Raw genomic sequence first — 25,542 nt, 5'->3', positions numbered from 1 at the left:
TGATGCACCTCCTTTAAAGGTTTTGTTTATCTGAAAAGTTGCTTGTTTGCATACCTTCCTTAAGCCACTTTTCAAACTGGTCTTTGGGAACGACCTTTAGCACCGCTGCCATTTTTGAGTGCTGTGTTCCACAGTATTCCCTACAAAAGATCCAGTATTCACCAGGTTGGTTTATTTGGAACCACATATGGGTTATCCTTCCAGGCACAGCGTCCTCAGTTACCTTTGCTGGATGAACATAAAAGGAGTGGATCACATCCCTTGAGGTTAGGAGCACTTTTATGGGTGTTCCCGCAGGTATATATGCCTTGAACATATCGTTTACCTCTTCTGGCTTTAGGTAAGCGTTGGTTTCTGGATTTACCACGCTGTTGAAGAAGGAAAATACCTTCTTACCGTTTGGATACTCAAATTCCCAACCCCACATAAAAGCAGTAACCTTTATTTCCATAGCACCCTCAGGAGCAGTCCTTTGAACCCTGTAAAAGGCAAAGCTCTGCGTCGCTAAGTATATGACAACTATTGTGGGTATTATAGTCCAGAGAACTTCAAGAGCTTTGCTTTCATGCACATGCTGTGCCTTTTCGTTAGCACCCTTTTTGTAGCGGTATTTAACGAGAAAATACGCTCCGGGTATGAAAACCACAAGGTAGATAACCACCGCTATAAACAGCCATATTTCATACATAGTCTGCCAATAGTTGGCAGGATAGGCAAGCACTTCTTTCATGGGTGCACCTCCTTTCTATTTCTACTGTAAAAATATGCAAGAGTAAAAGTGCCTATAACACCAAGAATTCCAATGCCCGCAAATATTAGGGTTGGGTCTATCACATACCTGCTTCTTGCATGGTCATACCTATAACAGGCAAGTATAGCAAGGTCTACAATGTTGTTTATTGAAGGCTTTTCCCTCTGAGCATCTACAAAGGCAAGGCTTATGTCCTTATCCCTTAAGAAGGCACCATACAGATATCTCATTACCCTGCCCTCTGGGGAAAGGAACACAGTCACATTGGGGTGGATGAATATCTTATCTCTATCTATGAAGTAAAACTTGTATCCCACGGATTGGGTTATTGCTCTTATGTCTTCCTTGGAGAGAATTCCCACAAGCCAGTTATCGGGCAAATTAGTCGTGCGGAAGTTCTTTTGCATAAACTCCTTCATAGTGTTAAGGTTATCCCTCTCGTCAAAGGAGAGAACCACATACCTGTAGTCTTTGGGGAGATTTTTTGATAGCTTGTAGAGGTTTTCTGCAGTTATAGGGCAGACAGTATCGCAAGTATAGTATGCAAAGAGCAGGGCAGTAGGTTTGCCCTTTATAAATTCCTTAAGCCTGACCTCACCGCTCAGGGTTTTTACCCTAACATCCGCAACTTCTTTACCGATGAACAGGTCCTCTTGAATTTTTACCACGCTAACGTCCTGCTCTCCATAATAGCTTGTGTATCTACCGTATTCGTAAGGCTCTCTTGCAAAAAGTGTGGAAAGAACTATCATCGTAAACAGAAACAACCTCATGCTAGGCTACCTATCAGGTATGCACTGCTTGCCACGAGAAGCCACATAATATCCACAAAGTGCCAATACATGGTTATGGCTTTGATATAAGTGTGTCCCTTATGCTCACCAGCCTTACCCGTAAGAAGGAGAAACATGCCTACCAGCATGGTAAGTAGACCAACAACTATGTGAGAAGTGTGTATGCCTGTTAGCATGTAAAAGCCAGTGCCGTACATGTTTGAGCTGAGGGTAAAGCCCTCGTGCCACAGATGTAGCCACTCCATAATGTGTATAACCATAAAGGCGGAGCCAAGAATTATAGTGAAGAAGACAAAAAGAGCGGACAGTCCATTCTTACCCTTCTCAAAGAACTTCTCCGCTATAGCTATCGTAGCACTGGAAGCCCAAAGGATGAAGGTAAGTATGACAGGTATTGTTAAGTTCATGCCTTTTGGAACCCACTGGGCCCAGACATCCGCATGGGTCGCTCTTGCCATGTAGAAACCGGCAAACATAGTTCCAAATATGACCACTTCAGACACTATGAAAAACATCATGGCGGGCATACCAAGCCCTTCTTCATGACCCTTGGAGAAGAACTCATGAACCCAGCCAGCTATACCAAGCACAAAAAGGACAAGACTTACACCCCCAAAGATAAGAGCCAGCATGGGCTTTTGCCAAACCATGAAGGCTATAAAGGTAAGGGGGATAAGAAGGACCGCAAGACCTACAGGCAGGGGCCAATAGCTATACTCGTGCTCTCCCAGATGGTGGTGCACCTCGTGCTGTGCCATCTTTTACCTCCTTTCAGGCTTGTAGGGGTAAAAATATTAATAATTCCTCTTACGCACAATCAATGCACAATTTCTTATAGTATTATAAGAAAAACTTATACTACTTAAAAGTGACCTCCTTTATCTTTTCCCTTTCCTCTTTCCAGCTTAGCCTTCTTTGAAGGCTTACCTTTAGGCTCTCCACTTCCCGCCAAGGAAGTTCAATGTAGGTAGGGATTCCGTATACGAGGGCATTCTTTGCCTGATAGGATAAAACTCTAACTATTCTGGAAGACTCTCCATTGGGTAATTCCGCATCTACTATAATATAGAGCTTTGGGTCTCCTTGGTCTGCGGTGGGGAGGTTATGGGGAACTCCCACATTGGTTATTTTCAACCTAAGGTTTTCTGCCCTTTCCAGCTCAATTTGTATATCTTCGGGCTTTGCTATGCCTGCTGGAAAGCTATGGTCGTGTCTTGGCTTTTTAGTATGGAAGTATTCAAAGGGGAACTTCTGGACAAGTCTTTTGTTCCCAATAGAGGGCATGTGGCAATCCTGACAGGACTTTTGAACCTTCGTCAAGTGCCATTCTTTGTATGTTTCTTGGTGGCATCCAGCACAGAAAAAGGATTTTGCGTAGTTAATGTCTTGTTTTGAAGGATGGGGTGGTGACCATACCTTGTGTGGTCCGTGCATGGCTTTTGTTTGTTCCTTAAAGTGGCATGCGACACAAGAAACTCCATCCTCTCTAAACTCAACTCTAAGCGTTGGTTTTATTTCTGGGTCAACTTGATGAGGAGCATGGCAAGAAAGACATTTTGTCTTTGTGTATTCCTCACTTTCAAGCCTAAATTTTTCACTTTTCCACGCCATAGCATGTCTACTCTTTTCCCACTCTTTGAATATCTCCGCATGGCAGTCGGAACACCTTTTCGCTTGTGGTCTTTCAAGCAAGTCCTTTTCCACAAACACCTCTCCACAGGAGCTTATAAAGGCAAAGAGGATAAAAAGAACTGTCATTTTTCCCTCCTTGGATATATAATATTATCCCCATAGGCCCGGTAGCTCAGTTGGTAGAGCACCCGGCTGAAAACCGGGGTGTCGGCGGTTCGACTCCGCCCTGGGCCACTTTTAGAAGTTCAACCCTTATCCTGTAGTCTATGAGTATGTCCAAAGGTTCGCCTTTAAGTGTAGGGTCAAGGAAGGGAATGGCATAGGGCGAAGTGCTCAGTTTTATCCTTTCCTCCTCCGAGAGGCTATCCTCACACAAAAGACAGGCTTTAGTTCCGCCTCTTTTCCTTCCTACGCCTTTAGTGGTGCATATGCCAAAGCCAAGCTCCTTTAAGGTTTTTCTCACAGGCAAAGAAGAGCTGTAAGAGACCCAAGTGCCTTCTTGGCTTATAAGCCTCTTTATCTGAGACAGGAAGTCAAAAGTCCAAAGCTCGGGGTTTCTGTATGGAGAAAAGCCATCGTGAAAGACCGCATCCGCAGAAAACTCAGAAACCTCCAGTATGCTCTGCCTTGCATCTCCAAGATATAACCTAAAGCGTATGCAGTCCTTTTCAAACTCTGGAAGATTGTCCCAAAGAAGTTTGTGAAATTTGGCAAACTCCTCTGGAAGAAGTGGAACACTTTGAGGAAGCTCCTTCTCAAAGGAAAGAACCTCTATTTCCATAGATGGGTTTATGTCTCTTAGCCTTTTTATGGCTACTGCAATGTTATAGCCAAGCCCAAAGCCTATGTCAAGAATCCGAACCTTTTTGAGCTTTTCTGCCTTTTCCAACAAACCAGAAGGCTCAAGAAATTTTTCAATACACTCTCTTATTGCACCTGCGGATAGGCTATGGTAAGGCTCTCCGTATAGAGGATGGACGAGTGTATAGTCGCCAGATTGAGTCTGAACTATACCCTTTTCCTCAACGGAAGGTTTTAGCCAAGCCTTCAACTCAAGGATTATATGCCTTATGTTTTCCTGCGGTAGAGCAACTGCCTTTTGTCTTATACGCTCTTCCAGAAGGTCATTTAGGTCCACAGTATAAAATTTAAGGTAAACATGCGAGGTTTTGAGTGGACGCCTCACAGAATACTGCTCTTTTCCTACCTTGGAGTAATTCTCACTGGGTCTTTACTTCTTTATCTTCCGCTCTCCACTCTAAGACCAATAAGCTACCTTGATGCTCTCTTTACTGCAACTTCCGCTACAACAGTTACAGGGCTTGTGGTTTTGGACACACAGAAGGATTTTACCCTTTTTGGAAAGTTTATTATCCTTCTTCTCATACAGCTTGGTGGTCTGGGTTATATGACCTTTACCACTTACTTCCTTATAGCCCTAAGAAGGAAATTGGGTCTGAGGGAGAGGCTTATACTGGCTGAGTCCTTTAACTATCCGGGTATGCACGGGCTTGTAAGGTTTGTAAAGAGGATAATTCCTATAGTTTTCTTCATTGAGTTCCTTGGTGCTTTTGCCTTGTTTCCTTCTTTTCTCTTTAGGTTAAAAGACCCTGCTAACGCCATCTTTGCAAGCATCTTTCATTCCATTTCCGCTTTCAACAACGCTGGCTTTTCCACTTTCTCAGAAAACCTTATGGGCTTTAAGGGAGACTTATGGGTCAATATGGTAATAAGCCTTCTTATAGTAATTGGGGGCATAGGCTTTTATACTATCTATGAGCTAATACTTTACAAAAAGGGAGAGGTTAGGAGGCTTTCCACACACACAAAGCTCGTCTTTTTATCCTCCGCAGTGCTTATAGTTTTTGGGTTTATCGTGCTCCTTTTTGATATATGGAGGTTTAAAGGTTTATCTGTGGAGGAGAAAATATTGGCAAGCTTGTTTCACAGTATATCCGCAAGGACCGCAGGCTTTAACACCATAGACATAAGCAAACTGTCGGAAGCTTCTCAGTTTGTGCTTATAAACTTAATGTTCGTGGGTGCATCGCCGGGTGGAACAGGAGGTGGCATAAAGACCATAACCGCAGTGGTTGTATTTCTTGCTGTTTTCTCTTACATTAGAGGCAGACCAGATGTGGTAGTCTTTGGCAGGAGGCTTATAGATGCACAGGTTCACAGGGCGATGGTAGTGCTCAGTCTTGCCTTTGCTTACAACACCTTCATGGCAACACTTTTGGCTGAGCTTGAAAACATAAGACTTCTCCCAGCTCTCTTTGAGACGGTTTCCGCCTTCTCCACCGTTGGGCTTTCCCTTGGTAATCCCAAGGGACTTAGCCTTTCTGCGGACTTTTCACCGCTTGGTAAATTCCTTATAATTCTAACCATGATAGCAGGAAGGGTGGGTGTGCTTGGCTTTATGCTGGCGTTAGTGGGTAAGGAAAAGCCAAGTCATGTGAAACTTCCCGAGACGAGGCTCTTGCTATGAAAAAGGTCTTTGGAGTTATAGGGCTCGGTAGGTTTGGTTTTAATGTGGCAAAAACCCTTGCAGAAGGCGGTGCGGAAGTTATAGCTTGTGATATAGATGAGGAAAAAGTCAAACAAATATCGGAGCTTGTTCATCAAGCCTTTATATTGGATGCAACTGACGAGAAGGCTCTTAAAGAATCTGGCATTGCCAATGCGGATACGGTAATAGTGAGCATTGGTGAAAACATAGAGGCAAGTATATTGGTAGTAGTCCAACTTATGGAGCTTGGGATAAAGGAGATAATAGCCAAGGCGGTAAACCCTCTCCATGGAAGAATACTTGAAAGGCTTGGAGTAAGCAGGGTCATACACCCTGAAAGGGATATGGCTATAAGACTTGCTCATTCCCTTCTTGTAGGTGGGTTTATAGAGGAAATACCCATAGCGGAAAACTACAGCATCTTTGAGATGAAACCGCCACAGAGACTGCACAACAAAACCCTTAAGGAGCTTGACTTAAGAAGAAAATACGATGTGACAGTCCTTGCCATAAAGAGAGGCGACAAGTTCATAGTCAACCCATCAGCTGAAGAGGTAATAGTTCAAGATGACATTCTGGTAGTGTTAGGCAGGAGGGAGAAGATAGGGGTTCTGTGATAATATAACAAGGATGCGAAGGCTTTTTATAGCCCTCCCTTTTCTTCTTCTTGCAGGCTTAATACTTTTTTTTGCAGTAAAGGGGAACAAAGAAAACTACGCAGTTGTTAAAGAAGAGGAGGTTAAAACCCTCGTTTATGGCTCTGGCTATGCAAAGGCGGAAAACTATGTGGTGGTAAAGGCGGAAGTCTCTGGCTACATAGAAAGGCTCCTTGTAAAAGAGGGGGATTTTGTAAGCAAAGGACAGCCTCTTGCCATAATAGATACAAAAACCATAGACGCAAGTATAAAAGAGGTATCAGAAAGGCTAAATCTTGTGCGTGAAAGACTAAAAGAGGGGTCTGCCTATCTGAAAAGCCTTGAAAATGCCCTTGAGTCTTCAAAAATAAACATGGAAAACAACAAGAGGCTTCTTGAAAGGAGAGAAAGGCTCTTCTCACAAGGACTTATACCAAAAGAGGTATACGAGCAGAGCAAAACTCAGTATGAGGTAAGCCAAAAGGAATATGAAAGACTAAAAAACACTTATCAAGATGCCATAACTTCCCTCAGGTCCGAAGAGAGGGTGCTTTTGGCAGAGAGAGAAAGGTTAACAAAGGAAAGAGAAAAATATGTTATAAGAAGTCCCATAGAGGGGCATGTTCTCAAAAAGTTTGTAAACCCAGGCGATTATATAAACCATTTAAGTCAAGAAAACAGGCTTTTCTCAATAGGCTCAAAGGGTTGGGAGGTTTGGCTTGAGGTAGATGAAGAGTATGCAGGCATGCTAAGAGAAGGGCAAAGGGTTATCCTTAGGGTAGACGCCTACCCTAATGAGAGGTTTGAGGGGAAAGTCTTTCAAGTAATAAGAGAAGTGGACAGAAATAGAAAACTTATCACTGTGAAAGTCCAGGCGGAGCTACCTGAGAACCTTCCCAATGGCTCAACGGTGGATGGACAGATAGAAGTGGAGAGAAAAAGGGCAATCCTTATCCCAGCAAGTGTTTACCAAGAGGGCTATGTGCTTTTGTATGACGGCATGAGAAGGGTCAAAGTGCCTGTAAAGGTGGGGAGAAGATACGGAGAATACCTTGAGGTAATAGAAGGGCTAAGGCCCGGGGATAAGGTTATAGTGCCATGACGCATGTCCTTTTTGTAGCCTTCAAACTCCTCTTTGAAAGGAAAAGACAGACGCTTATCTCCGTGCTGGGGGTTTCCATAGGCGTTTCCGCCTTTATAGTAATGAGCTCACTCATGCTCGGCTTTCAAAACTATTTTATACAGCAAGTAATAGACCTTGAGCCACATATAAGAATAAAACCAAGAGAAGAGCGTCAGCAGATAGACCCCAAAGCTCTTCTTCTTGGAGAAAAGCCAAGAGAAAAGGACAGAATACTGGGATGGCAGGATATATTGCAAGGATTAGAAAAGAACCCAGAGGTGCTTGGTGTAGCACCAAGACTTGTAAGTAGAGGCATCCTGAAGTATGGGGTAAAGGAAAAACCTGCAACCCTCTTGGGCATTGACCCACAAAGAGAGCCAAGGGCATCTATCATAGAAAGGTTTTTGGTGCATAAGAACCTACACAGACTTGAAACAAACAGAACAGGAGTTATTATAGGAGTGCTTGTAGCAAAGAGCCTTGGTATAGAAGACTTAGGCAAAAAACTTCTCTTAGTGGCACCCAACGGACAGACTCTTTTGGTTACAGTAGAGGACTTTTTTGAATCTGGCATTACCAACATAGATGACACGAGGGTATACATAAACATAAAGACCCTACAGAGCCTTTTGGAAAAGCAAGGGGAGGTCAACGAGATAGTGATAAAAATAGTAGATGTAAACAATGCGGAAAAACTTTCAAGGAAACTCCAAGAGTCTATACCCTACGAGGTAGAAAGCTGGCAGAGGGCATACAGGAACTTCCTAAGCATCTTCAAAATACAAAACATCATAACCTACATGATAGTCTTTGCCATACTGACTGTATCCGCTTTTGGTATCTTTAACATAATAATGATGACCGTTTTAGAGAAGAAAAGGGATATTGCCATTCTAATGGCTATGGGTTTTTTGAGGAGAGATATCCTTCTTATCTTTATGGTGGATGGCTTTGTGATAGGGATTCTTGGTGCTATAATTGGGTCTTTGTTGGGTTTTGGAATTCAGGAATACCTTGAGTCTGTAAGACTTGACGTAGAAGGTCTTATAAGGACAAAGGGCTTTGTGCTTGACAGAAGTCCCATTTTTTATGTGTATGCTTTGGTCTTTTCTCTCTTCTTTTCCCTTCTGGCAAGCCTATACCCATCCTATAGAGCAAGTAGACTAAACCCTGTGGACATCTTTAGAAGCCAATGAGGATAGTAGAGTTAAGAGGTGTAAAAAAGTCTATAGGTCAAGAGCAGATACTTAAGGGCATAGACCTTGAGGTATACAGTGGAGAGTTTGTTGCCATAATAGGGGTAAGTGGCTCTGGTAAAAGCTCCATGCTCTACATTATGGGTCTTCTTGACAGACCTACAGAGGGCGAGGTCTTATTTGAAGGTCAAGTGGTTGATTTTTCCGACGAGAAAAAGCTATCGGAGATAAGAAACAAAAAAATAGGTTTTGTTTTTCAGTTTCATTATCTACTTCCCGAGTTTACCCTTTTGGAAAATGTTATGCTACCTGCCATAAAGATGGGTATGGAAAGAAAGCAAGCGGAGGAGAGAGCTTATGAGCTTTTGAGGGCTTTGGGGCTTGGTGGAAAGGAAAGGAGAAGGATTTTTCAGATATCTGGCGGTGAGATGCAAAGGGTTGCCATAGCAAGGGCTCTTATGAATAAGCCTTCTGTGATACTTGCGGATGAACCAACGGGAAACTTAGATAGCAAAAACACCCAAGCGGTCATGGAGATATTCAAAGAGATAAACTCTCAAGGCACTACCATAGTGATGGTAACCCACGAGCTTGAATTGGCGGAGCAAGCTAGAAGGGTGGTGGAGATGAGGGATGGTGAAATTTTAAGATAAAAATATAAAGAAATTAAAACCTTGACATTAACATAATAGTAGCTTATAATTAGGAATATGACTTTAATCAGAAGGAGGTGAACCATGGGAGCCATCGATCGTAGAGAGCTTTTAAAGGTTGGAGTTCTGAGTTTGGCTTCCCTTTCAAGCCCTACCTTTTCGGCCATAAGGGTCTTTGAGCCAGTTGTAAAGGTAGAAAATCCACTTTCCTACTATCCAAACAGAGATTGGGAGAGATTTTATAGAGATATATACCGTGCAGAGTCTTCCTTTGTCTTTCTGTGCGCTCCTAACGATACACATAACTGCCTTTTAACAGCCTACGTAAAAAATGGCGTCATAACAAGGATAGAACCTACATATAAATTTGGTGAGGCAACAGACATCTATGGGCTTAAGGCCTCTCATAGATGGGACCCAAGGTGTTGTAATAAGGGCTTAGCTCTTATGAGAAGGTTCTACGGGGACAGAAGAGTAAAGGGTCCCATGGTTAGGAGAGGTTTTTATGAATGGTATAAAGCGGGTTTTCCAAGGGACCCAAATACGGGCAAGCCACCAGAGAAATACTTTCAGAGAGGTAAGGATAAGTTCATAAAAGTTACATGGGATGAAGTTGCAGACATAATAGCAAAAACGATGATAAACATAGCGACCACATACTCAGGAGAGGAGGGAAGGAAAAGGCTTGAGGCACAAGGACACTATCCAAAGCCAATGCTTGATGCCATGGAAGGGGCTGGGACAAGGGTTCTCAAGTTTAGGGGTAGCATGCCATTTCTTGCGGTCATAAGGTATACGTCTCCCTACAGAATGGCAAACATGATGGCTCTTCTTGATAGCCATATTAGGGGTGTTGGTCCAGATAAAGCTCTTGGCGGGAGAGGATGGGATAACTACGCCTTCCACACTGACCTTGCCCCCGGGCATCCCATGGTTACTGGGCAACAGAATGTGGAGTTTGACCTCTGTATGTTTGAGCATTCTAAGCTCCTTATCCTTTGGGGTATGAACCCCTTTACCACAAAGATGCCCGATTGCCACTGGCTTACAGAAGCAAGGATAAAGGGGTCAAAGGTTGTAGTCATATCCAATGATTACTCACCTACAGCAAGGGCTGCGGATGAGCTTATTGTTGTTAGGACTGGAACGGACACCGCACTTGCCCTATCAATAGCCTACGTAATAATGAAAGAAAAACTCTATCAGGAAAGATATGTGAAGAGCTTTACCGACATGCCACTGCTCGTCAGGATGGACAATGGAAAGTTATTGAGGGCGAGGGATATCATACCTAACTACAAACCTCAACCGCTTAAAAAGGCGGTTGTCTTTAAGCCCGGTGAAACACTTCCCCCCTTCTACAAACAGGACAAACAGTATGTCCCAGAGCGGATAAGAAATGAGGATATGAACGACTTTGTGGTCTGGGACACAAAAACCAATTCTCCAAAGGTTATAACGAGGGATGATGTAGGTGAAGATTTCTGGAAGCTTGGTATAGACCCAGCTTTGACTGGAAGCTATAAGGTTAAGACTGTGGATGGTAAGGAGGTTCAAGTAAAGCCTCTCTTTCAAGTTTACCTTGAGTTCTTTGAAAGTAGCTATACGCCCAAGCAAGCTGAGATAATAACTGGCGTTCCAGCGAAAAAAATAGAGAGCCTTGCAAGGGAGATAGCAAAACATCCAAGAAATATGAAGCTGGCTCAGGGTATGGGTGTAAATCAGTATCAGCATGCGGACCTGAAAGACAGAGCTATGTATATGATATGTGCCCTTACAGACAACATCGGTCATGCTACTGGAAACATAGGCTCGTATGCGGGAAACTTTAGGCTAGCCCTATTTAATGGAGCACCGCAATATCTTGCGGAGGACCCCTTCAATATAGAGCTTGACCCAAAAAAGCCTGCAAAGGTAAGGTTTTACTGGAAGCCTGAATCCGCCCACTATTACTCCCATGACGACCATCCCCAGTATATGGGTGAACATCTTATCACCGGCAAAACCCATATGCCAACGCCGACAAAATTCATATGGTTTGTAGATGCTAATTCAGCCCTTGGTAACGCCAAATGGAAATATAACATAATAATGAACACGCTTCCAAAGATAGAATGTATAATTACCAATGAATGGTGGTGGTCCCTTACATGCGAATACTCGGACATAGTCTTAGGCGTAGATGCATGGAATGAAAACAAATATTGGGATATAGCAGGCTCTGTTACCAATCCCTTTGTGTATGTATGGCCAAAGACAGGACACAGGAGGTTCTTTGACACAAAAAACGATGCGGAAACCTTTGCCCTTGTTGCCAATAGGCTAACAGAACTTACAGGAGACGAAAGGTTTAGAAACTACTGGAAGTTTGTGTTAGAAGGAAAGCAGGATGTGGTTTATGTTCAAAGAGTTATAAACGCCTCATCAAACTTGAGAGGATACAAGCTCGAAGATATAGCTAAAAAAGCTCACGAAGGTATACCATCGCTTATAATGACAAGAAGTTATCCCAAATATGTGGGCGAAGACCAAACAAAGGAAAGCATGCCATGGTATACCAAAAGTGGAAGGCTTGAGTTTTACAGAGAAGAGGATGAGTTTATAAACGCCGGGGAGAACCTTCCAATATACAGAGAACCAATAGACTCAACTCATTATGAACCCAATGTAATCGTGGCAAAACCGCATCCACTTCTAAAACCTAAGAAGCCAGAGGATTATGGAATAAGCAGTAAAGACGCTCTTATAAACACAGAATGGCGTCAGGCAAGGAATGTACTTATAGAACCAGAAAAGCTACCCGGAACAAAGCATCCACTCATAGTAACCGTAGGAGCAAGCCACATAGTTCATACACCCAAATATAGACATGCAGCACATACAACTACAGGGGATACGGACGTAACTACGCTTCTTTTTGGACCCTTTGGGGACATATACAGACATGACAAGCGGATGCCCTTTATTTCTGAAGCATACATAGACATAAACCCTAAGGACCTTCAGAAAATGGGTATACAGGATGGTGATTACGTCTACGTGGATGCAGACCCTCAGGATAGACCTTTTGAAGGTTGGCAGAAAAGAAAAGAAGATTACGAGGTTGGCAGACTGCTTCTTAGGGCACGCGCTTCTAACAATACACCACCGGGGTGTGCCAAGATATGGTTCAACATGTATGGCTCATCTCACGGAACTGTAAGGGGGACAAAGGCAAGAAAAGACGGTATGGCAAAGAACCCAGATACTAACTACCAGTCCCTCTACAGGCGCGGAAGCCATCAGTCTGTTACAAGGGGATGGTTCAAGCCTACATACCAGACTGATACTTTGATAAGGAAGAACCTTATGGGTCAGATAATAGGAAAGGGCTTTGAGCTTGACGTGCATGGACTTATAGGTGCTCCAAGAGAGGGCTTCTGTAAGATAAGCAAGGCGGAGGATGGTGGAATAGGTGGTAAGGGGCTGTGGAGGCCGGTAAGACTGGGCTTTAGACCCACAACTGCTTCAGAAGCTCTTAAGAAGTATCTGCAAGGTAAGTTTATTTAAAAGGAGGTGAGCCATGGTATATAAAGCCTACAATTGGCAACTTGGAAGGGAAGTTAACTATCCCTACGAGCCTAAGAGACCCCAAAAGCAGTTCGCCGTGGTTATGGACCTTAACAAATGCATAGCCTGTCAGACATGCACTGTTGCCTGTAAAACTACATGGACTCCGGGAAGAGGTCAAGAGTACATGCTTTGGAACAATGTAGAGACAAAGCCCTGGGGCTTTTATCCACTTGGTTGGGACATAAAGCTTCTCGAACTTCTTGATGGCAATAAGAAAACGGTTTTCGATGCACCAGAGGGGGAAGTGGTCCTTGGATGGAAGCCAGATGAACTTGACTGGATGTATCCAAATGTAGGTGAGGATGAGGTTAATGAACCTGTTGATGTGGGAACTGTCCTTGAAAATCTTCCCCATCCAATATGGATGTTCTACCTTCCAAGAATATGCAATCATTGCACGTACCCCGCATGCGTCGCCGCCTGTCCAAGACAGGCAATATATAAGAGGGAGGAAGACGGTATTGTACTTATAGACCCAGAAAGATGTGAAGGTTATCAAGAATGCATAAGAGCCTGTCCCTACAAGAAAACACACTTCAACTTTGTAGCAAGAATTTCCCAAAAGTGCATTGGATGTTTTCCAAGGGTAGAAGATGGCTACCAGCCTCAGTGCGTTATAACCTGTATAGGTAAGATAAGGCTTATGGGCTTTATAAACCCACCTGAAAATGCAAAACCTGATAACCCTATAGACTTTCTGGTTCATGTAAAAAAGGTTGCCCTACCGCTCTATCCTCAAAGCGGTCTTGAGCCTAATGTTTACTATATTCCACCCATAAATGTCCCTCTAAGTTTCCTAAAACAGATGTTTGGACCTGGTGCGGAGCACGCAGTAAAGACCTATATGGCTATGAGAGAAGGCAAAGAGCCAGAGCTTCAGGCACTTTTGCACCTTTTTGGTTCAACTCCAAGGATACCTCATACCTTCAAAGTAGTTGGTAATGAAGTTATAGCATACGATGAGGTAGGAAAGGAGATAGTCAGAGTTCCTATTGTTGAGCCTATCCAACACAGACCTCACAAGGATGAAAAGTTAGATGTAGTAAGACAAGATATACCTTAAGGAGGAGGTTAGCCATGAGATATACAGGAGCTTTAATTTTAGGACTTGTGCTTTCAGGTGTTGTTTTTTCTCAAGAGATAGTATGCAAAAGAGTAAAAAGCCTTCCACTGGACCCGCTTGATAAGGCGTGGACAAATATCAAGCCTGTAGATATTTCTCTCAGTGGTCAGGCGGTTGTGCCTCCAATGGAACTTAAGCCCTCAATAACGAGTATTTCTGTCAAATGTCTTAATGATGGTAAAAACATAGCTTTCCATTTAGTTTGGTCCGATAAAACCGAAGATAGGTTTCACTTAATAGGTAAATTCTCTGATGCGGTAGCAATTCAAATTCCTTACAGGCCATCCGCAGATGTTCCAATAACTATGGGAGACAAGGGACAGAGGGTCTTAATACTACACTGGGCAGCCTTCAGACAAGAGAATATAGAAAAGGGCTATTCTGATACCGCCAAGATATACCCTAATTATGCTTACGACTGGTATCCCCATGCAGACCCACCATATAAGTACCCTGAGAACTGGGCTAATCAGTATGCTCTGAACTATATAGGGGGTGAAAAGGTTTTCAGAAAGAACACCTTTAACACACCGGTAAGGGAGGTGGTAGCAGAGGGCTATGGATCTTCCACGTGGAAGGATATACAGGGAGCAGAAGGCAAAGGTGTATATAGAAATGGGAAATGGTATGTGGTTATAAAAAGGGCTTTTGTAGAGGAGAGCACTTCAAACCCCGAGTGGGGACCTGGCAAGGAAACTTTTGTCAGCTTTGCGGTATGGGACGGCTCTAACGGAGAGGTTGGTGCGAGAAAGTCTTTAAGCTATTCATGGATAAAGTTGAGGATAGAGTAAGATGGAGCTTTATAAAGCTTTCCTTTACAGGTTTCTATCGTTGGCTTTTGAGTATCCGGGGGAGGAAACGCTGAAGACTTTGAAAGAGGCTCTTGATGACCTATCCTTATGTCTTAAAAGCCTTGGCATCGACTTTGACATTAATGCCATGAAAACCTGCCTGCAAGATTACGAAAGGGAAGAGAGGCTTTTAGACCTTCAGTGTGAGTGGAGTTCCCTCTTTATCACATCTCTTAAGGTACCAAACTGGGAGACCGCATATGAGCTTGAGAAGGCGGGAAGGAAAGCCCACGAGCTTGCGGACATAGAAGGTTTTTACAGAGCCTTCGGGCTTGAGGTAAAGCAGGGATATGAACCAGATGGGTTGATTCCACAGCTGGAGTTTTTGAGCCTGTTGCTTTTAAAGAAGGTCCACGCTGACGAAGTAGAGAAGAAGGAGATAGCTGGTAAAGGTTATGAGGATTTCTTCAGGGAACATCTCGGAAGGTGGTATAGGCTCTTTTGCCAACTTGTTGAAGGAGAAACTCAAGAGGAATACTACAGGCTTATGTCTAAGCTAATGCGCTCCTTCCTTGACAGAGAAAGACAGGAAATAAAAGGTATACTGGACATCACAGAGTATAGAAGGGAGATGCTTGAAGGTTCCACCTGGGAGTGTGGTTTTGTCAATCGAAAAGCTCTACCGCCTTCGTGAGGACTTGTTCTGTCCCTTCCTTGCTGGGCATCTCTGCATAGACCCTTATAAGGGGTTCTGTGCCAGAGGCTCTAAAAAGCACCCACCCATCTCCTTCAAAAATCAGCTTTAGACCATCCAGAGTTATAGTCTTTACAACTTTAAGGTCGCCCAACCTTTCTGGTGGGTTCTCTATGAGCTCCTTAAGCCTTTGCTTTTTATCTTCCTCCGCATGAAGGTCAATCCTTCTGAAATATGCCTCTCCGTATTCCCTGAATATTTCTGATATTATCTCAGAGAGTGGACTGTCTTTCAGGATTAAAAGTTCCAGTATATTAAGACCCGCAAAAAGCCCGTCCCTTTCTGGTAAAAAGTCCACAATACCGTAGCCTCCGCTCTCTTCACCGCCGAATATGACCTTTTCCCTAAGGATTACCTCATTTATGTTCTTAAAGCCAACCGCCACCTCTCTTAGCTCAACACCCTCCTTCCTGCATATCCTGTCTACCAAGTATGTGGTGGACACGGTCTTTACCACCACGCCATCTCTTTTGCCCTTGTTTTTCAAAAGGTGATAGAGCAAAAGCACATAAATAAGTTGTGAGTTTATAAAGTTCCCTTTTTCATCCACCAAGGCTATACGGTCTCCATCTCCGTCGTTGGCTATGCCAAGGTTTGCACCCACAGCCCTAACTTTCATAATGAGAGGTTCAAGGTGTTTCTCTACTGGCTCTGGTGCATGTCCTCCAAAGAGTGGGTCTCTGTAGCTTCTTATACTGCTTACTGAAACTCTTGTTCCAGATAGCACATGTGAGTATGTGCCAAGAGCAGAACCATACATGGCATCGTGCACCAGAGAAAGGTCTTTTTGACTAAAAAGCTCCATACTTACCCTTCTCTTTATCTCCCTCATATACTCTCCCCAGATGTTTACATACTCTGGTTCAAACTTCTCTGGTTTTATATCCTCTGACCTTTTTATCTCATCCTCTACCCGTGCTATAAACTCTGGAGTAGCAGAGCCACCAAAGGAGTCCTTTATCTTATATCCGTTATATTCTGGTGGATTATGCGACGCAGTTATCATAACTCCGTTGTCAAAGCCCATATACTTAACCGCAAAGGAGACCATAGGAGTGGTGCAAGACTTTATGCTAAGATAACACTCAAAGCCCAGGGTTTTAAAAACCCTGTAAACTTCAAGAGCAAACCTTTCTGACATAAAACGATTATCGTAGCCCACCACCACCTTCTTTTTCCCTTGCCTTTCTAAGACCTTTGCATGTGCGTAGGCTACCTTTCTTACGTTTTCAAAGGTAAAAGTATCACCTATTATGGCTCTCCATCCGTCTGTGCCAAACTTTATCATCTTTTACCTCCCTGAGGGACATTTATTATAGGCGTCATCCTCGTATCGTAAGGCAGGAGTATTATAGTGTTGTTCTGGCTTCTGGCGTATTCTTGGATGTTTTCTATAAACTTCCACATGAGGTATTCCCTTGTTAGCGAGCCTGCTATTATTCTGTTGGCTTCCGCTATACCTTGAGCCTCTACCTTTTTCCTCTCCGCTTCAAGCTTTTCCTTCTCTAAAAGAAACTGCATCCTTTGAGCCTCTTCATAGGCTTTTCGCTTTTCCTCTATTGCCTTAACCACGCTCTCTGGAAGCCTTATGTCCCTTATAAGCACATCCTCAAGAATTAGGTATCTTCTTGTAAGTTGCTCGCTAACTTCCCTTTTTATCTTCTCTTGTAGCTTTTGTCTCTCTTGGTAAACTACAGAGCTTTCCATCTCCGCTATGGCATCCCTTACAGAAGTCCTCACTATCTGCTTTATTATTTTCTCCTCGTAGTCAGGTCCGTATTCTCTTATAAGCTCTGGGGCTTTGTTAGCGTCAACTCTATAAAGCACCGCCACATCCATATTAACAGGTAGACCATCCTTAGAAAGACTGCTTATGGGGTTTTGCTTTTCTTTTGTGAACTCCACAGCCCTTGTCCTTATCTCTATCTTTTCCACTGTCTGCAAAAGAGGAATTCTAAGGTGCAGACCCTCCCTTAGTGGCACTGGGTCAATCTTACCTAAGGTTCTCTTTACACCCACAAAGCCAGACTGCACAACAACCAAAGGGTTGCCTGCAAAAACAAGGAATAGCATAAGCAGTATAAAGACTAAAAAATGGGCTAGGGAGCTAAAACCCTCAAAGTGTAAACTTTTCACGCCTCACCTCCACCAAAAAGAAATTATAATTAAAACCTGTATATGATTGCAGAAGAAACCTTAAAAGAGGCCCTCAGGAAAAATAAGCTAAGGAGCGAAACCTTTGGAAACCTTGAGTATTTGAGGTTTACTGACGACTTTAAAGAAGTGCCCCGTGGCACCCTCCTCTTCAAAGATAACATTTTATGGGGTTATCCACATATAGGTAGAATATTTCAGCTCACCACAGGCATACCAGAGCAGTTCCAAGCCCCTTTCTGGGTTGAGGAGAAGGTAGATGGTTACAACGTTAGGGTCTTTATGCATGAAGGGGAAATATATGCCCTCACAAGAGGAGGCTATGTGTGTGCCTTCAGCACCGACAGGGTTCTGGACTTCATAGACCCAGTCTTTTTTGAGGAAAATCCAGACCTCGTGTTATGCATGGAAGTAGCAGGACCTGAAAACCCCTACGTGGAGGAAAGCCCTCCCTATGTGAAAGAGGATGTGAAGTTTTTCCTCTTTGATATAATGCAAAAAAACCGTCAAGGTTTCCTGCCCTACAGGGAAAAGCTAAGGCTTATTGAAAAATACAACCTTCCCAGCGTGGAGAGGTATGGACTATACACTCCAAAGCAGATAGAAGACCTAAAGGCTCTCCTCAGAAGGCTAAATGAGGAAAAAAGGGAAGGCGTGGTTCTAAAGGAAGACTCAGAGAGGGATAAAAGAGTAAAGTATATTACCAGCTACGCCAATCTTAACGATATAAGGATTACGTCTCTCAATATGCTCGGAATTCCCGCAGACTACTACACCAACAGGCTATTAAGGCTTGCCTTGTTTATAGAAGAGGAAGGTTTGGAAAAAACTCAAGAGCTTTTCAGAGAGCTTGGAGAGGCCTTTTTGAGCGGTCTTTTTCAAGCATGTAAAATGGCAAGGGAAGAAGGTAAAGTCCGTAGGGTATTTAGATGTAAGTTTAGAAAAAGGGAAAACGCCCTAATATTCATGGAACAGATGAAACATGCATCCGTCCACATACAGGTAAACCAGCTATCACTAAGGCAAGAAGGAGAGTTTTGGCTTTTGGAGTTTGAAAAGGTTTTCCTTAATATGACAGGGCTTCTGGGACACCTTTTAAAAGGTGGCTCTCTTATAGATTAGGTTCTAAGTGCGTAGCTTTCAAGTATTACTCTAAAACTCCTTGGGTCTATGAGCTTTATGCCCACTTTGTCCGCCCAGTTTCTGAGACCCTCATCACCAGACACAAGGATGCCATCAAGCTCGTAGGCAAGCAAAAGCACATCAAGGTCTTCTTTGCTATCTATTATCCCAGTCCTCAGAGCCTCTCTGTATTTCTCCCTGAGCTTGTTTATGAGTTTTCCCACATCCTCCTGTGCAAGTCTTCCAGCCTCTTTTGTATGCTCTTCCGCTATCCTTAGTCCCTTGTTTATCCTGTAGCGCACCTCCTCTATGAACTCATATAGAAACTCCGCAGGAACCATGAGGTTAAACCTCCTTGGAGAGCGAATCCTTACCGCAAGCTCAAACCTTGGCTTTAGACTTCCGAGCTCTACCATCTTGTTGAACTCCTCATAAACAGAGGTGGGCATAAAAAACTTTGCTCTGCTGTGAGATGCAAGAGTTATAAAGTTTTCTATAGCACCGAGCTGGTCTTTCTCAAACTGTGAGTATACATCTGGATTGGTAAATACGCTTGTATCTAAAACAAAAGATTCCATCCCTGCATATTAATTATATGGCATTCAAATATTCAAGCACAGAGCTTTTTACCACCTCATAAGGCACATCATAACCCGTCCATATCTTAAAGCTCTCCATACCCTGATACAAAAGCATATCAAGACCATCTTGATAGAGGCATCCTCTTTCCCTTGCGGACTTGAGGAGTGGGGTATCCTTGTAGATTATGTCCATAACCCTGTGCCTTGGGTTAAGTTTCTTGTAGTCAAATATGTGAGGGTCTTCTTCCTTTAAACCTAAGGATGTGGTGTTTACGATAAGCTCCACCTCTTCTAAAACATCCTCTGGCCTTTTAATGTGAAAACATCCGAACTCTTCACATAGCCTTCTTGCCCTTTCCTCTGTTCTGTTCCATAGAAAAACCTCAGCTTTCTCAAACCTCAGGGCATACAGCACCGCCCTTGCGGAACCACCCGCACCAAGCACCAAGACTTTTAGGTTTCTAAGCTGGGGCGTCAATTTCTTTACAGCCTTCAGAAAGCCCACCCAGTCTGTATTGTAGGCATACACACCCTCTTCTGTAATCTTGAGGGTGTTGGCTGAACCTATAGCTTGTGCGTGGCTGTCTATGAAGTCCGAAAGTTCAAGGGCTTTCTCCTTGTGGGGAAGCGTTATGTTAACGCCCTTTATACCAAGAGCTTTCAAGCCTCTAAAGGCAGTCTCAAACTCTTCAGGTTTCACTTCAAAGGGAACATAGACCGCATTTATAGAGAAATGCTCAAAGGCCTTGTTCTGAAAAACTGGGGAGAGGGAATGTTTTACCGGGTAACCCAGTATGCCATAGACTTGAGTTTTTCCGTCAAGGGTCATCCAATCTGATACTTGGGTTGAAGTATCTCTACCCTTTTGACCCAGCTCAGATTACCCTTAATAGCCATATCCACCACATTTTTAACGCTCACATCCACTATCGGGCAGTCGGTGCAGCCACCCTCAAACTGAAGGTAAACCTCGCCTTCCCTTATGTCCACCACCTTTAGGTCTCCGTGGTGCTCCTTAAGGGCTGGCCTAATCCTTTCTAGTATTTCTTCTACTTCTCTAAATTCCTTCTCTTCCATCTTTAATCCTCCAGCTGTCTGTATAAATCTTGTATCTCCTGCCAGAGATTTCCCTGAGCTTCATCATCTAAATCCATCAACCTGCAAAAGCCCTTGAGGGTGAGCTTGTCTGCTACCACGTCCTCTATGTCTTCCTCTATAAGCACACTATAGCCATATTTCATAAGCACATCCCTCGCCTGTGGAAAGTTCCTAAGAAGCTCCATCAGGTTTGTGTCTAATGTTATTCTCTCCCTCATGTTTCCTTTACCTTTTTAACAAAAAGATGATACTCACCATCCTCTTCGTAAAGACCAAGAAATTCCTGACCTGTTGCCTTGCACCATGCGGGTATGTCTTCCACCACGCCAGGGTCATCTGCCACCAATTCAAGCACCTGACCTACCTGCATGGTTTTTATCATCTTTGCAGTCTCAGCCACAGGCACGGGGCAGAAGGTTCCCACCACATCGTGCACCACGTCTGGCTTTATGTTTTCAAGCTCCATGTTTTGCTCCTTGTATATTGTATATTTTAAGGGATTGAACCAGCTCTTCCTCCATTGGCTCTCCCCAAAGGGTAAGCTCGCCATCTCTTAGGTTTAGGACCACCTCGCAGGGTTCCCTCTTGGAATACCTTGCAATAAGGTCCGCCACGAGTTTTCTCTCTTCCTCTCTTAGGCTACCCTTTATGAGGGCAAATGTCCCCTTCATGTCCTTTCTGTATGCATGGTCATACCTGTTCCTAAAGCCCTGAAGGAACCTTACCTCACCCTCGTTCCTTGCCACGATGAGCTTGGCACCAGAGGGAAGTCTAAAGTGCCTCCCCACAGAAAAAAGCACCAAGTCATCCTTGGTTATTAAGCCTTCTATACTTAGGGCTTCTCTGAACCTGTAGGCGTAGTTTTCATCCGTAAGGTAGCAACAACCACCGGCAGGCTGTTCGTAGTCAATGCCATACTTCTTTGCCAGTGCTATCTGCTTCTTTCTACCCCTCCCGCTTATGGCTAACAGCCTTTCTCTGTTTACCCACCTAAGCCTTTCAGGCATGGTTTCCGGAAGCAGTTTTGCGGAAAGTGGTCTGAGTATGTATCCTTCAAGTCCTGATTCCTTCTCTATAAGCATAAGCCTATCATAGGTCTGGCTCATAGGTCTTTGCCCAAGCACTTCGCCGGTGGCTACAAAGTGGTAGCCCTCTTTCTCCATTATTTCCTTTGCTTTCTTGAGCATGAATATCCTGCAGTCCACACAGGGGTTTACGTTCTTGCCATAACCATATTTTGGATTTAGGATTATGTCAAAGTATTCCTGGGATATGTCAACTATTTCAAGGGGAACTTGAAGCTGGGCTGCTGCCCTGAGAGCAGGGTTAACATAGTGCGACCCGTCTTCTCTCTTCAGGCCAAGGCGTCTTTTATGTTCGGTTATACAAAAACCTGTATAAAAGTGCAGTGCCTTAACCTCAACACCTTGGTCCTGAAGGAGGCGGACCGCTAAGGAGCTATCCAGCCCTCCAGAGAAAAGAGCAACAGCCCTTACCTTCATGTGGACAAGAATTCAAATTCCCTGCTTTCTTCCTCTTCCTCCTCGTAACAGTCCGGTATACGCATAGCCTCTTCTACCCTTCCCTGCTTAAGGAGGTAGTCCTTTATGGCTACATGAAGTGTCTCAAGTCCAAGGTTAGTGCAGTGTATCTTCTGCGGAGGAAGTCCACCCAGCTCATCAAAGATGTCTTTGTAGGTGAGGTTTAAGGCGTAGCTGATGGGTTTACCCTTTATCATCTCTGTAAGCTGAGAGGAGACCGCAATGGCAGAGCCACAGCCAAAGGTTTTAAACCTCACATCCTCTATAACATCGTTCTCTGGGTTGACCTTGAGGGTAAACAGCATGGCGTCGCCACAGGCTGGATTGCCACACTGCCCTATGGCGTTGGCATCCTCAAGCACACCCACATTACGCGGGTTCAAAAAGTGGTCCAGCACCTTCTCGCTGTATTCAAACATCTTAACACCTCCTTAACATTGATGAAATAGAATATGATAGTTTTGACCGAAGTTGCTATGACCTTTATCAAAGATATGGCTTACAGATATTTTTCCACAAGCCCCTTGAAAGTCTTGCTAAGTCTGTGGTCATCCTCAAGCTCAAGAAACTCCTTAACTTTTACCTTGCTTGCAAAAAGCCTTGAGTGTTCTATTGGCACCATATTGTCTTGTGTGCCATGAAACACATACAGCTCGTAGGGCAGTTCTGAGGGAAAGTTCACCTCACCATCCCTTATTATCTCATAGCCCCTTTGAAGGATGTCCACCGCAAAGTCCTTGTGTATGGTTATCTCAAGTCCTGTTTCACACTCTGTAAAGCTAAGCTCTTCCCTGCCCTCCAACCATCTCTTGCATCTGTCTTCTCCCACTTCCCTTAGGGTAAGCCCCAAGGTAGAGTAAGAGGGGGCAAAGAGAAAAACTTTACTTACCCTTTCGGGCTTGTAAAACTTAAGGTAGTTAAGGGACACATACCCACCGTGGGAGCTTCCAGAGAGCCACAGGGTGGAGAACTTCTGAGAAAAGCCCTTTACAAGGGCATCCAATACCTCAAGAACTCTGCTTGTGGTAGTTGTCTGGTAGTCCATATCCATGGCAAAGAAGGAAAACCTGCCACGGAGGCTTCTCTCTTTTAGAACCTCAATCTTACTACCCCTCACATTACTGGCAAATCCATGAAGGTGTATTAAAATAACCTCAGGGTTGGTAGGCTCATAGATGAACATAAGAGAAATTATAGAGGATTTAGAGACAAGAAGAAAGGTCTTTCATCTTTTTGCATTGCTCCTCTGGCTTTTACCTTTGAACTATCTTCCAAGCATTATAACTCTGCTGGTTTTTGCCCTTGTGATAGGGTTAAACCTGCTAACTGTCTTGGGCGTTGGCAAGGAAAGGCTGGCTTTTTACTATAGGTTTGTTTACAAACTTGAAAGAGAGAAAAACTACTCAAGACCGGGAATACAGGCTCTGTGGGCAAGCCTTGGGATATTCATGGTCTTTCTGCTCTTTGGAAAGGAGCCTGCTATGGTATCTGTGGTGGTGCTTGCGGTAGGTGACGCCTTTGCCAGCATAGTGGGAATAAGGTGTGGCAGAAGAAAGATAGGAGACAGAAGCCTTGAGGGCATGCTTGCTTTCCTTTTATCAAGTTTTTTTGTGCTTTTGCCCTTTATAGGACTGTGGAAAGCCCTATCGGTATCGCTTTTCTCCGCCATTGTGGAGGCTTTACCCCTTAGGCTTGACGACAACTTCACCGTGCCCTTGACTGCAGGTTTTGTTTATTGGATAATGCTTTAAATATGGTTATTGAAAAGAATATAAAACTCTCACCCTTTACTACCATAAAAGTGGGCGGTATTGCAAGCTATTTTAGCCAGCCTATGGATGAAGAAGAGTTAAAGCATGTGATATTCTTTGCACAGGATAAGGGTCTTGAGGTTTTTCCTCTTGGTAGGGGAGCAAATACTATTTTTGGAGACTTTGATGGTTTAGTCTTAAGCACTGTTAATCTCAGGGGGATTGAGATAGAGAATAGAGACGAATACTTTTTAATAAGGGCTAAAGCTGGCACACCTTTGTCTGAGCTTGTTAAACTTTCTCTTGAGGAGAACCTTGAGGGCTTTTATAGGCTTGGGGGCTTTCCAGCCACGGTGGGCGGTGCAGTTGCCATGAACGCTGGGGCTTTTGGATACGAAATAAGTCAGCATCTTGTGGAGGTGGTCTTTATGGATTGGGAGGGAAGGCTTCAGAGTGCAAGGAAGGAAGACCTGCACTTTTCTTATAGAAAATCTCCCTTTCCCGAGCTTGGAATAGTGCTTATGGCTACCTTTAAAGTGCCAACCACTAAGCATAGCGTAGAGGAAGAGTTTGAGAGGATAAGGAGAAAAAGAAAACAGACCCAGCCTATAAACATGCCAACAAGTGGCTCTACCTTTAAAAACCCTCAAGGTGAATATGCGGGAAGGCTCTTAGAAAAGGTGGGGATGAAGGGCTACAGAATGGGAGATATAGCCTTTTCTGAGCTACATGCCAACTTCCTCGTAAACCTTGGAAAAGGAAGCTATAAGCAAGTGGTTAAAATAATACAAGAGGCAAAAAAGAAGGTTTTTGAGAATTTTGGCATACTCTTGGAAGAGGAGGTAAGGCTCGTTGAAGGTTGTGGTGCTTATGGGTGGAAGGTCTGCGGAGCGTGAAATATCTCTCAAGAGCGGTCAGGCGGTATTAAAGGCACTCCAAGAGCTTGGACATGAAGCCATAGCCTTAGACCTGACAGAAGACCTTTGCGAAAAGCTAAGAGAAACAAAGCCTGACAAGGTATTTATAGCTCTTCATGGTCCTTATGGAGAGGATGGAAGAGTGCAAGGGCTTCTTGACATACTTGGAATTCCTTATGTGGGCTCTGGTATCCTTGGAAGCAGTATTGCTATGGATAAGGATATAACAAAAAAAGTCCTTTCCTTTCATGGTATAAAAGTGCCAAAGTGGGTCTGCATAAGAGATGAAAAGGAGGAACTAAATTGGGACATCTATCCTGCAGTTGTAAAGCCCGCAGACCAAGGCTCAAGCGTTGGGCTATTTGTGGTAAAAGACCAAAAAGAAGCAGAAGAAGCCATAAAGAAATGTTTTAAAATCTCAAAAAAGGTTATGGTGGAAGAATACATAGAGGGGAAGGATATTACTGTAGGGATATTGAAAGAAAGAGCACTTCCACCCATAGAGATAAGACCGAGGAAGGGAGTTTATGACTATGAAAGTAAATATACAAAGGGTATGACAGAATACCTTTTTGTGGAGGACGAAGACCTCACCCAAAAACTCCAAGAAATCGCCCTTCTTGCCCACAAGTCTCTTGAACTCAAAGACCTTTCAAGAGTGGACTTTAGGGTAGGCAAGGACGGGACTCCCTACCTCTTAGAAGTGAACACAATACCTGGCTTGACAGAACTGAGCCTTTTCCCCATGGCTTGCAAAAGGGTAGGGATTGATTTTAAGGGATTGATAAATATGTTATTATTTTAG

The 25,542-nt window shown here is 43.8% G+C and carries 27 protein-coding genes, 1 tRNA gene and 1 pseudogene; 14 read left to right on the top strand and 15 right to left on the bottom strand.

The features are described from left to right. Positions 1-13: 13 nt before the first annotated feature. From coxB to G3M65_RS09875, 4 genes are all read right to left on the bottom strand, one after another. Positions 14-730, bottom strand: coding sequence for a cytochrome c oxidase subunit II (coxB, locus tag G3M65_RS09890; protein WP_173834465.1), 717 nt, complete (start codon positions 728-730; stop codon positions 14-16). Further along, on the bottom strand, positions 727-1,503 hold the full coding sequence (locus G3M65_RS09885; protein WP_173834463.1) for an SCO family protein: 777 nt from the start codon (positions 1,501-1,503) through the stop codon (positions 727-729). Before G3M65_RS09885 ends, coxB begins: the two co-directional genes overlap by 4 nt. 17 nt (positions 1,504-1,520) lie before the next feature. Continuing rightward, on the bottom strand, positions 1,521-2,303 hold the full coding sequence (locus tag G3M65_RS09880) for a cytochrome c oxidase subunit 3 (protein ID WP_173834460.1): 783 nt from the start codon (positions 2,301-2,303) through the stop codon (positions 1,521-1,523). A gap of 100 nt (positions 2,304-2,403) precedes the next feature. Continuing rightward, positions 2,404-3,303, bottom strand: coding sequence for a multiheme c-type cytochrome (locus G3M65_RS09875; RefSeq protein ID WP_173834458.1), 900 nt, complete (start codon positions 3,301-3,303; stop codon positions 2,404-2,406). A 35-nt stretch (positions 3,304-3,338) separates the two neighbouring features. Here G3M65_RS09875 and G3M65_RS09870 point away from each other — a divergent pair. Continuing rightward, positions 3,339-3,411 (top strand) — tRNA-Phe (locus tag G3M65_RS09870). A 205-nt stretch (positions 3,412-3,616) separates the two neighbouring features. Here G3M65_RS09870 and G3M65_RS10550 read toward each other — a convergent pair. Continuing rightward, positions 3,617-3,958, bottom strand: a pseudogene (locus G3M65_RS10550) (MnmC family methyltransferase); the annotation flags it as partial. Positions 3,959-4,336: 378 nt separating this feature from the next. On the opposite strand from G3M65_RS10550, the gene G3M65_RS09860 reads away from it, so the two are divergent. From G3M65_RS09860 to G3M65_RS09820, 9 genes are all read left to right on the top strand, one after another. Continuing rightward, a complete protein-coding gene (locus tag G3M65_RS09860; protein ID WP_173834456.1) occupies positions 4,337-5,665 on the top strand; it encodes a TrkH family potassium uptake protein in 1,329 nt (442 codons plus the stop codon). Next, positions 5,662-6,303 (top strand): potassium channel family protein, encoded by a 642-nt coding sequence (locus G3M65_RS09855; protein WP_173834454.1) that lies wholly within the window; start codon positions 5,662-5,664, stop codon positions 6,301-6,303. The genes G3M65_RS09860 and G3M65_RS09855 overlap by 4 nt, the downstream gene beginning before the upstream one ends. A gap of 13 nt (positions 6,304-6,316) precedes the next feature. After that, positions 6,317-7,423 carry an efflux RND transporter periplasmic adaptor subunit gene (locus tag G3M65_RS09850; RefSeq protein WP_173834452.1) on the top strand — a complete coding sequence of 369 codons (1,107 nt, stop codon included), beginning with the start codon at positions 6,317-6,319 and terminating at the stop codon, positions 7,421-7,423. After that, positions 7,420-8,640 (top strand): ABC transporter permease, encoded by a 1,221-nt coding sequence (locus G3M65_RS09845; protein ID WP_173834450.1) that lies wholly within the window; start codon positions 7,420-7,422, stop codon positions 8,638-8,640. The genes G3M65_RS09850 and G3M65_RS09845 overlap by 4 nt, the downstream gene beginning before the upstream one ends. Further along, the gene (locus tag G3M65_RS09840; RefSeq protein WP_173834447.1) at positions 8,637-9,293 is read left to right on the top strand and encodes an ABC transporter ATP-binding protein; all 657 of its coding nucleotides are present in this window, start codon (positions 8,637-8,639) and stop codon (positions 9,291-9,293) included. The genes G3M65_RS09845 and G3M65_RS09840 overlap by 4 nt, the downstream gene beginning before the upstream one ends. 84 nt (positions 9,294-9,377) lie before the next feature. Then, positions 9,378-12,842 (top strand): dissimilatory nitrate reductase subunit NarH, encoded by a 3,465-nt coding sequence (gene narG / locus G3M65_RS09835; RefSeq protein WP_173834445.1) that lies wholly within the window; start codon positions 9,378-9,380, stop codon positions 12,840-12,842. 13 nt (positions 12,843-12,855) lie between these two features. Further along, on the top strand, positions 12,856-13,968 hold the full coding sequence (narH, locus tag G3M65_RS09830; protein ID WP_173834443.1) for a dissimilatory nitrate reductase subunit NarG: 1,113 nt from the start codon (positions 12,856-12,858) through the stop codon (positions 13,966-13,968). Between the two features lie 14 nt (positions 13,969-13,982). Further along, the gene (locus G3M65_RS09825; RefSeq protein ID WP_173834440.1) at positions 13,983-14,819 is read left to right on the top strand and encodes an ethylbenzene dehydrogenase-related protein; all 837 of its coding nucleotides are present in this window, start codon (positions 13,983-13,985) and stop codon (positions 14,817-14,819) included. Between the two features lies 1 nt (position 14,820). Beyond that, positions 14,821-15,513, top strand: coding sequence for a TorD/DmsD family molecular chaperone (locus tag G3M65_RS09820; RefSeq protein WP_173834438.1), 693 nt, complete (start codon positions 14,821-14,823; stop codon positions 15,511-15,513). Here G3M65_RS09820 and G3M65_RS09815 read toward each other — a convergent pair. Continuing rightward, positions 15,485-16,861 carry a phosphoglucomutase/phosphomannomutase family protein gene (locus G3M65_RS09815; protein ID WP_173834436.1) on the bottom strand — a complete coding sequence of 459 codons (1,377 nt, stop codon included), beginning with the start codon at positions 16,859-16,861 and terminating at the stop codon, positions 15,485-15,487. The two genes, G3M65_RS09820 and G3M65_RS09815, sit on opposite strands and share 29 nt — an antisense overlap. Next, positions 16,858-17,709: a prohibitin family protein gene (locus G3M65_RS09810; RefSeq protein ID WP_254426273.1), complete on the bottom strand. Its 852-nt coding sequence runs from the start codon at positions 17,707-17,709 to the stop codon at positions 16,858-16,860. Before G3M65_RS09810 ends, G3M65_RS09815 begins: the two co-directional genes overlap by 4 nt. Before the next feature lie 42 nt (positions 17,710-17,751). Between G3M65_RS09810 and G3M65_RS09805 the strand changes: the two genes are divergently transcribed. Continuing rightward, a complete protein-coding gene (locus tag G3M65_RS09805; protein ID WP_173834434.1) occupies positions 17,752-18,849 on the top strand; it encodes an RNA ligase in 1,098 nt (365 codons plus the stop codon). Here G3M65_RS09805 and G3M65_RS09800 read toward each other — a convergent pair. From G3M65_RS09800 to G3M65_RS09765, 8 genes are all read right to left on the bottom strand, one after another. Continuing rightward, positions 18,846-19,427 carry an RNA ligase partner protein gene (locus G3M65_RS09800; RefSeq protein WP_173834431.1) on the bottom strand — a complete coding sequence of 194 codons (582 nt, stop codon included), beginning with the start codon at positions 19,425-19,427 and terminating at the stop codon, positions 18,846-18,848. The two genes, G3M65_RS09805 and G3M65_RS09800, sit on opposite strands and share 4 nt — an antisense overlap. A 13-nt stretch (positions 19,428-19,440) precedes the next feature. Then, positions 19,441-20,259: a shikimate dehydrogenase gene (gene aroE, locus G3M65_RS09795; protein ID WP_173834429.1), complete on the bottom strand. Its 819-nt coding sequence runs from the start codon at positions 20,257-20,259 to the stop codon at positions 19,441-19,443. Then, entirely contained in the window at positions 20,256-20,507 is a 252-nt protein-coding gene (locus G3M65_RS09790) for a NifU family protein (protein WP_173834427.1), read from the bottom strand. Before G3M65_RS09790 ends, aroE begins: the two co-directional genes overlap by 4 nt. Before the next feature lie 2 nt (positions 20,508-20,509). Beyond that, positions 20,510-20,746, bottom strand: a complete 237-nt coding sequence (locus G3M65_RS09785) for a DUF1858 domain-containing protein (protein WP_173834425.1) — start codon at positions 20,744-20,746, stop codon at positions 20,510-20,512. Next, positions 20,743-20,994 (bottom strand): sulfurtransferase TusA family protein, encoded by a 252-nt coding sequence (locus tag G3M65_RS09780; RefSeq protein WP_173834423.1) that lies wholly within the window; start codon positions 20,992-20,994, stop codon positions 20,743-20,745. Before G3M65_RS09780 ends, G3M65_RS09785 begins: the two co-directional genes overlap by 4 nt. Further along, the gene (locus G3M65_RS09775; RefSeq protein ID WP_173834420.1) at positions 20,984-22,030 is read right to left on the bottom strand and encodes a hypothetical protein; all 1,047 of its coding nucleotides are present in this window, start codon (positions 22,028-22,030) and stop codon (positions 20,984-20,986) included. The genes G3M65_RS09780 and G3M65_RS09775 overlap by 11 nt, the downstream gene beginning before the upstream one ends. Next, a complete protein-coding gene (locus G3M65_RS09770) occupies positions 22,027-22,488 on the bottom strand; it encodes an iron-sulfur cluster assembly scaffold protein (RefSeq protein ID WP_173834418.1) in 462 nt (153 codons plus the stop codon). Before G3M65_RS09770 ends, G3M65_RS09775 begins: the two co-directional genes overlap by 4 nt. An 80-nt stretch (positions 22,489-22,568) precedes the next feature. Further along, the gene (locus G3M65_RS09765; RefSeq protein ID WP_173834416.1) at positions 22,569-23,252 is read right to left on the bottom strand and encodes a YqiA/YcfP family alpha/beta fold hydrolase; all 684 of its coding nucleotides are present in this window, start codon (positions 23,250-23,252) and stop codon (positions 22,569-22,571) included. Here G3M65_RS09765 and G3M65_RS09760 point away from each other — a divergent pair. Genes G3M65_RS09760 through G3M65_RS09750 form a run of 3 tightly spaced genes read left to right on the top strand, consistent with a single transcriptional unit; the run spans position 23,245 to position 25,542 of the window. Then, entirely contained in the window at positions 23,245-23,820 is a 576-nt protein-coding gene (locus G3M65_RS09760) for a diacylglycerol/polyprenol kinase family protein (RefSeq protein WP_254426272.1), read from the top strand. The two genes, G3M65_RS09765 and G3M65_RS09760, sit on opposite strands and share 8 nt — an antisense overlap. 2 nt (positions 23,821-23,822) lie before the next feature. Further along, positions 23,823-24,716, top strand: a complete 894-nt coding sequence (gene murB / locus G3M65_RS09755) for a UDP-N-acetylmuramate dehydrogenase (protein ID WP_173834414.1) — start codon at positions 23,823-23,825, stop codon at positions 24,714-24,716. Beyond that, positions 24,682-25,542, top strand: a complete 861-nt coding sequence (locus tag G3M65_RS09750) for a D-alanine--D-alanine ligase family protein (protein WP_254426332.1) — start codon at positions 24,682-24,684, stop codon at positions 25,540-25,542. Before murB ends, G3M65_RS09750 begins: the two co-directional genes overlap by 35 nt.

The organism is Hydrogenobacter sp. T-8, from assembly GCF_011006175.1.
Taxonomy (GTDB): Bacteria; Aquificota; Aquificia; order Aquificales; family Aquificaceae; genus Pampinifervens; species Pampinifervens florentissimum.
This window is presented reverse-complemented; position numbering and strand designations above follow the sequence as displayed.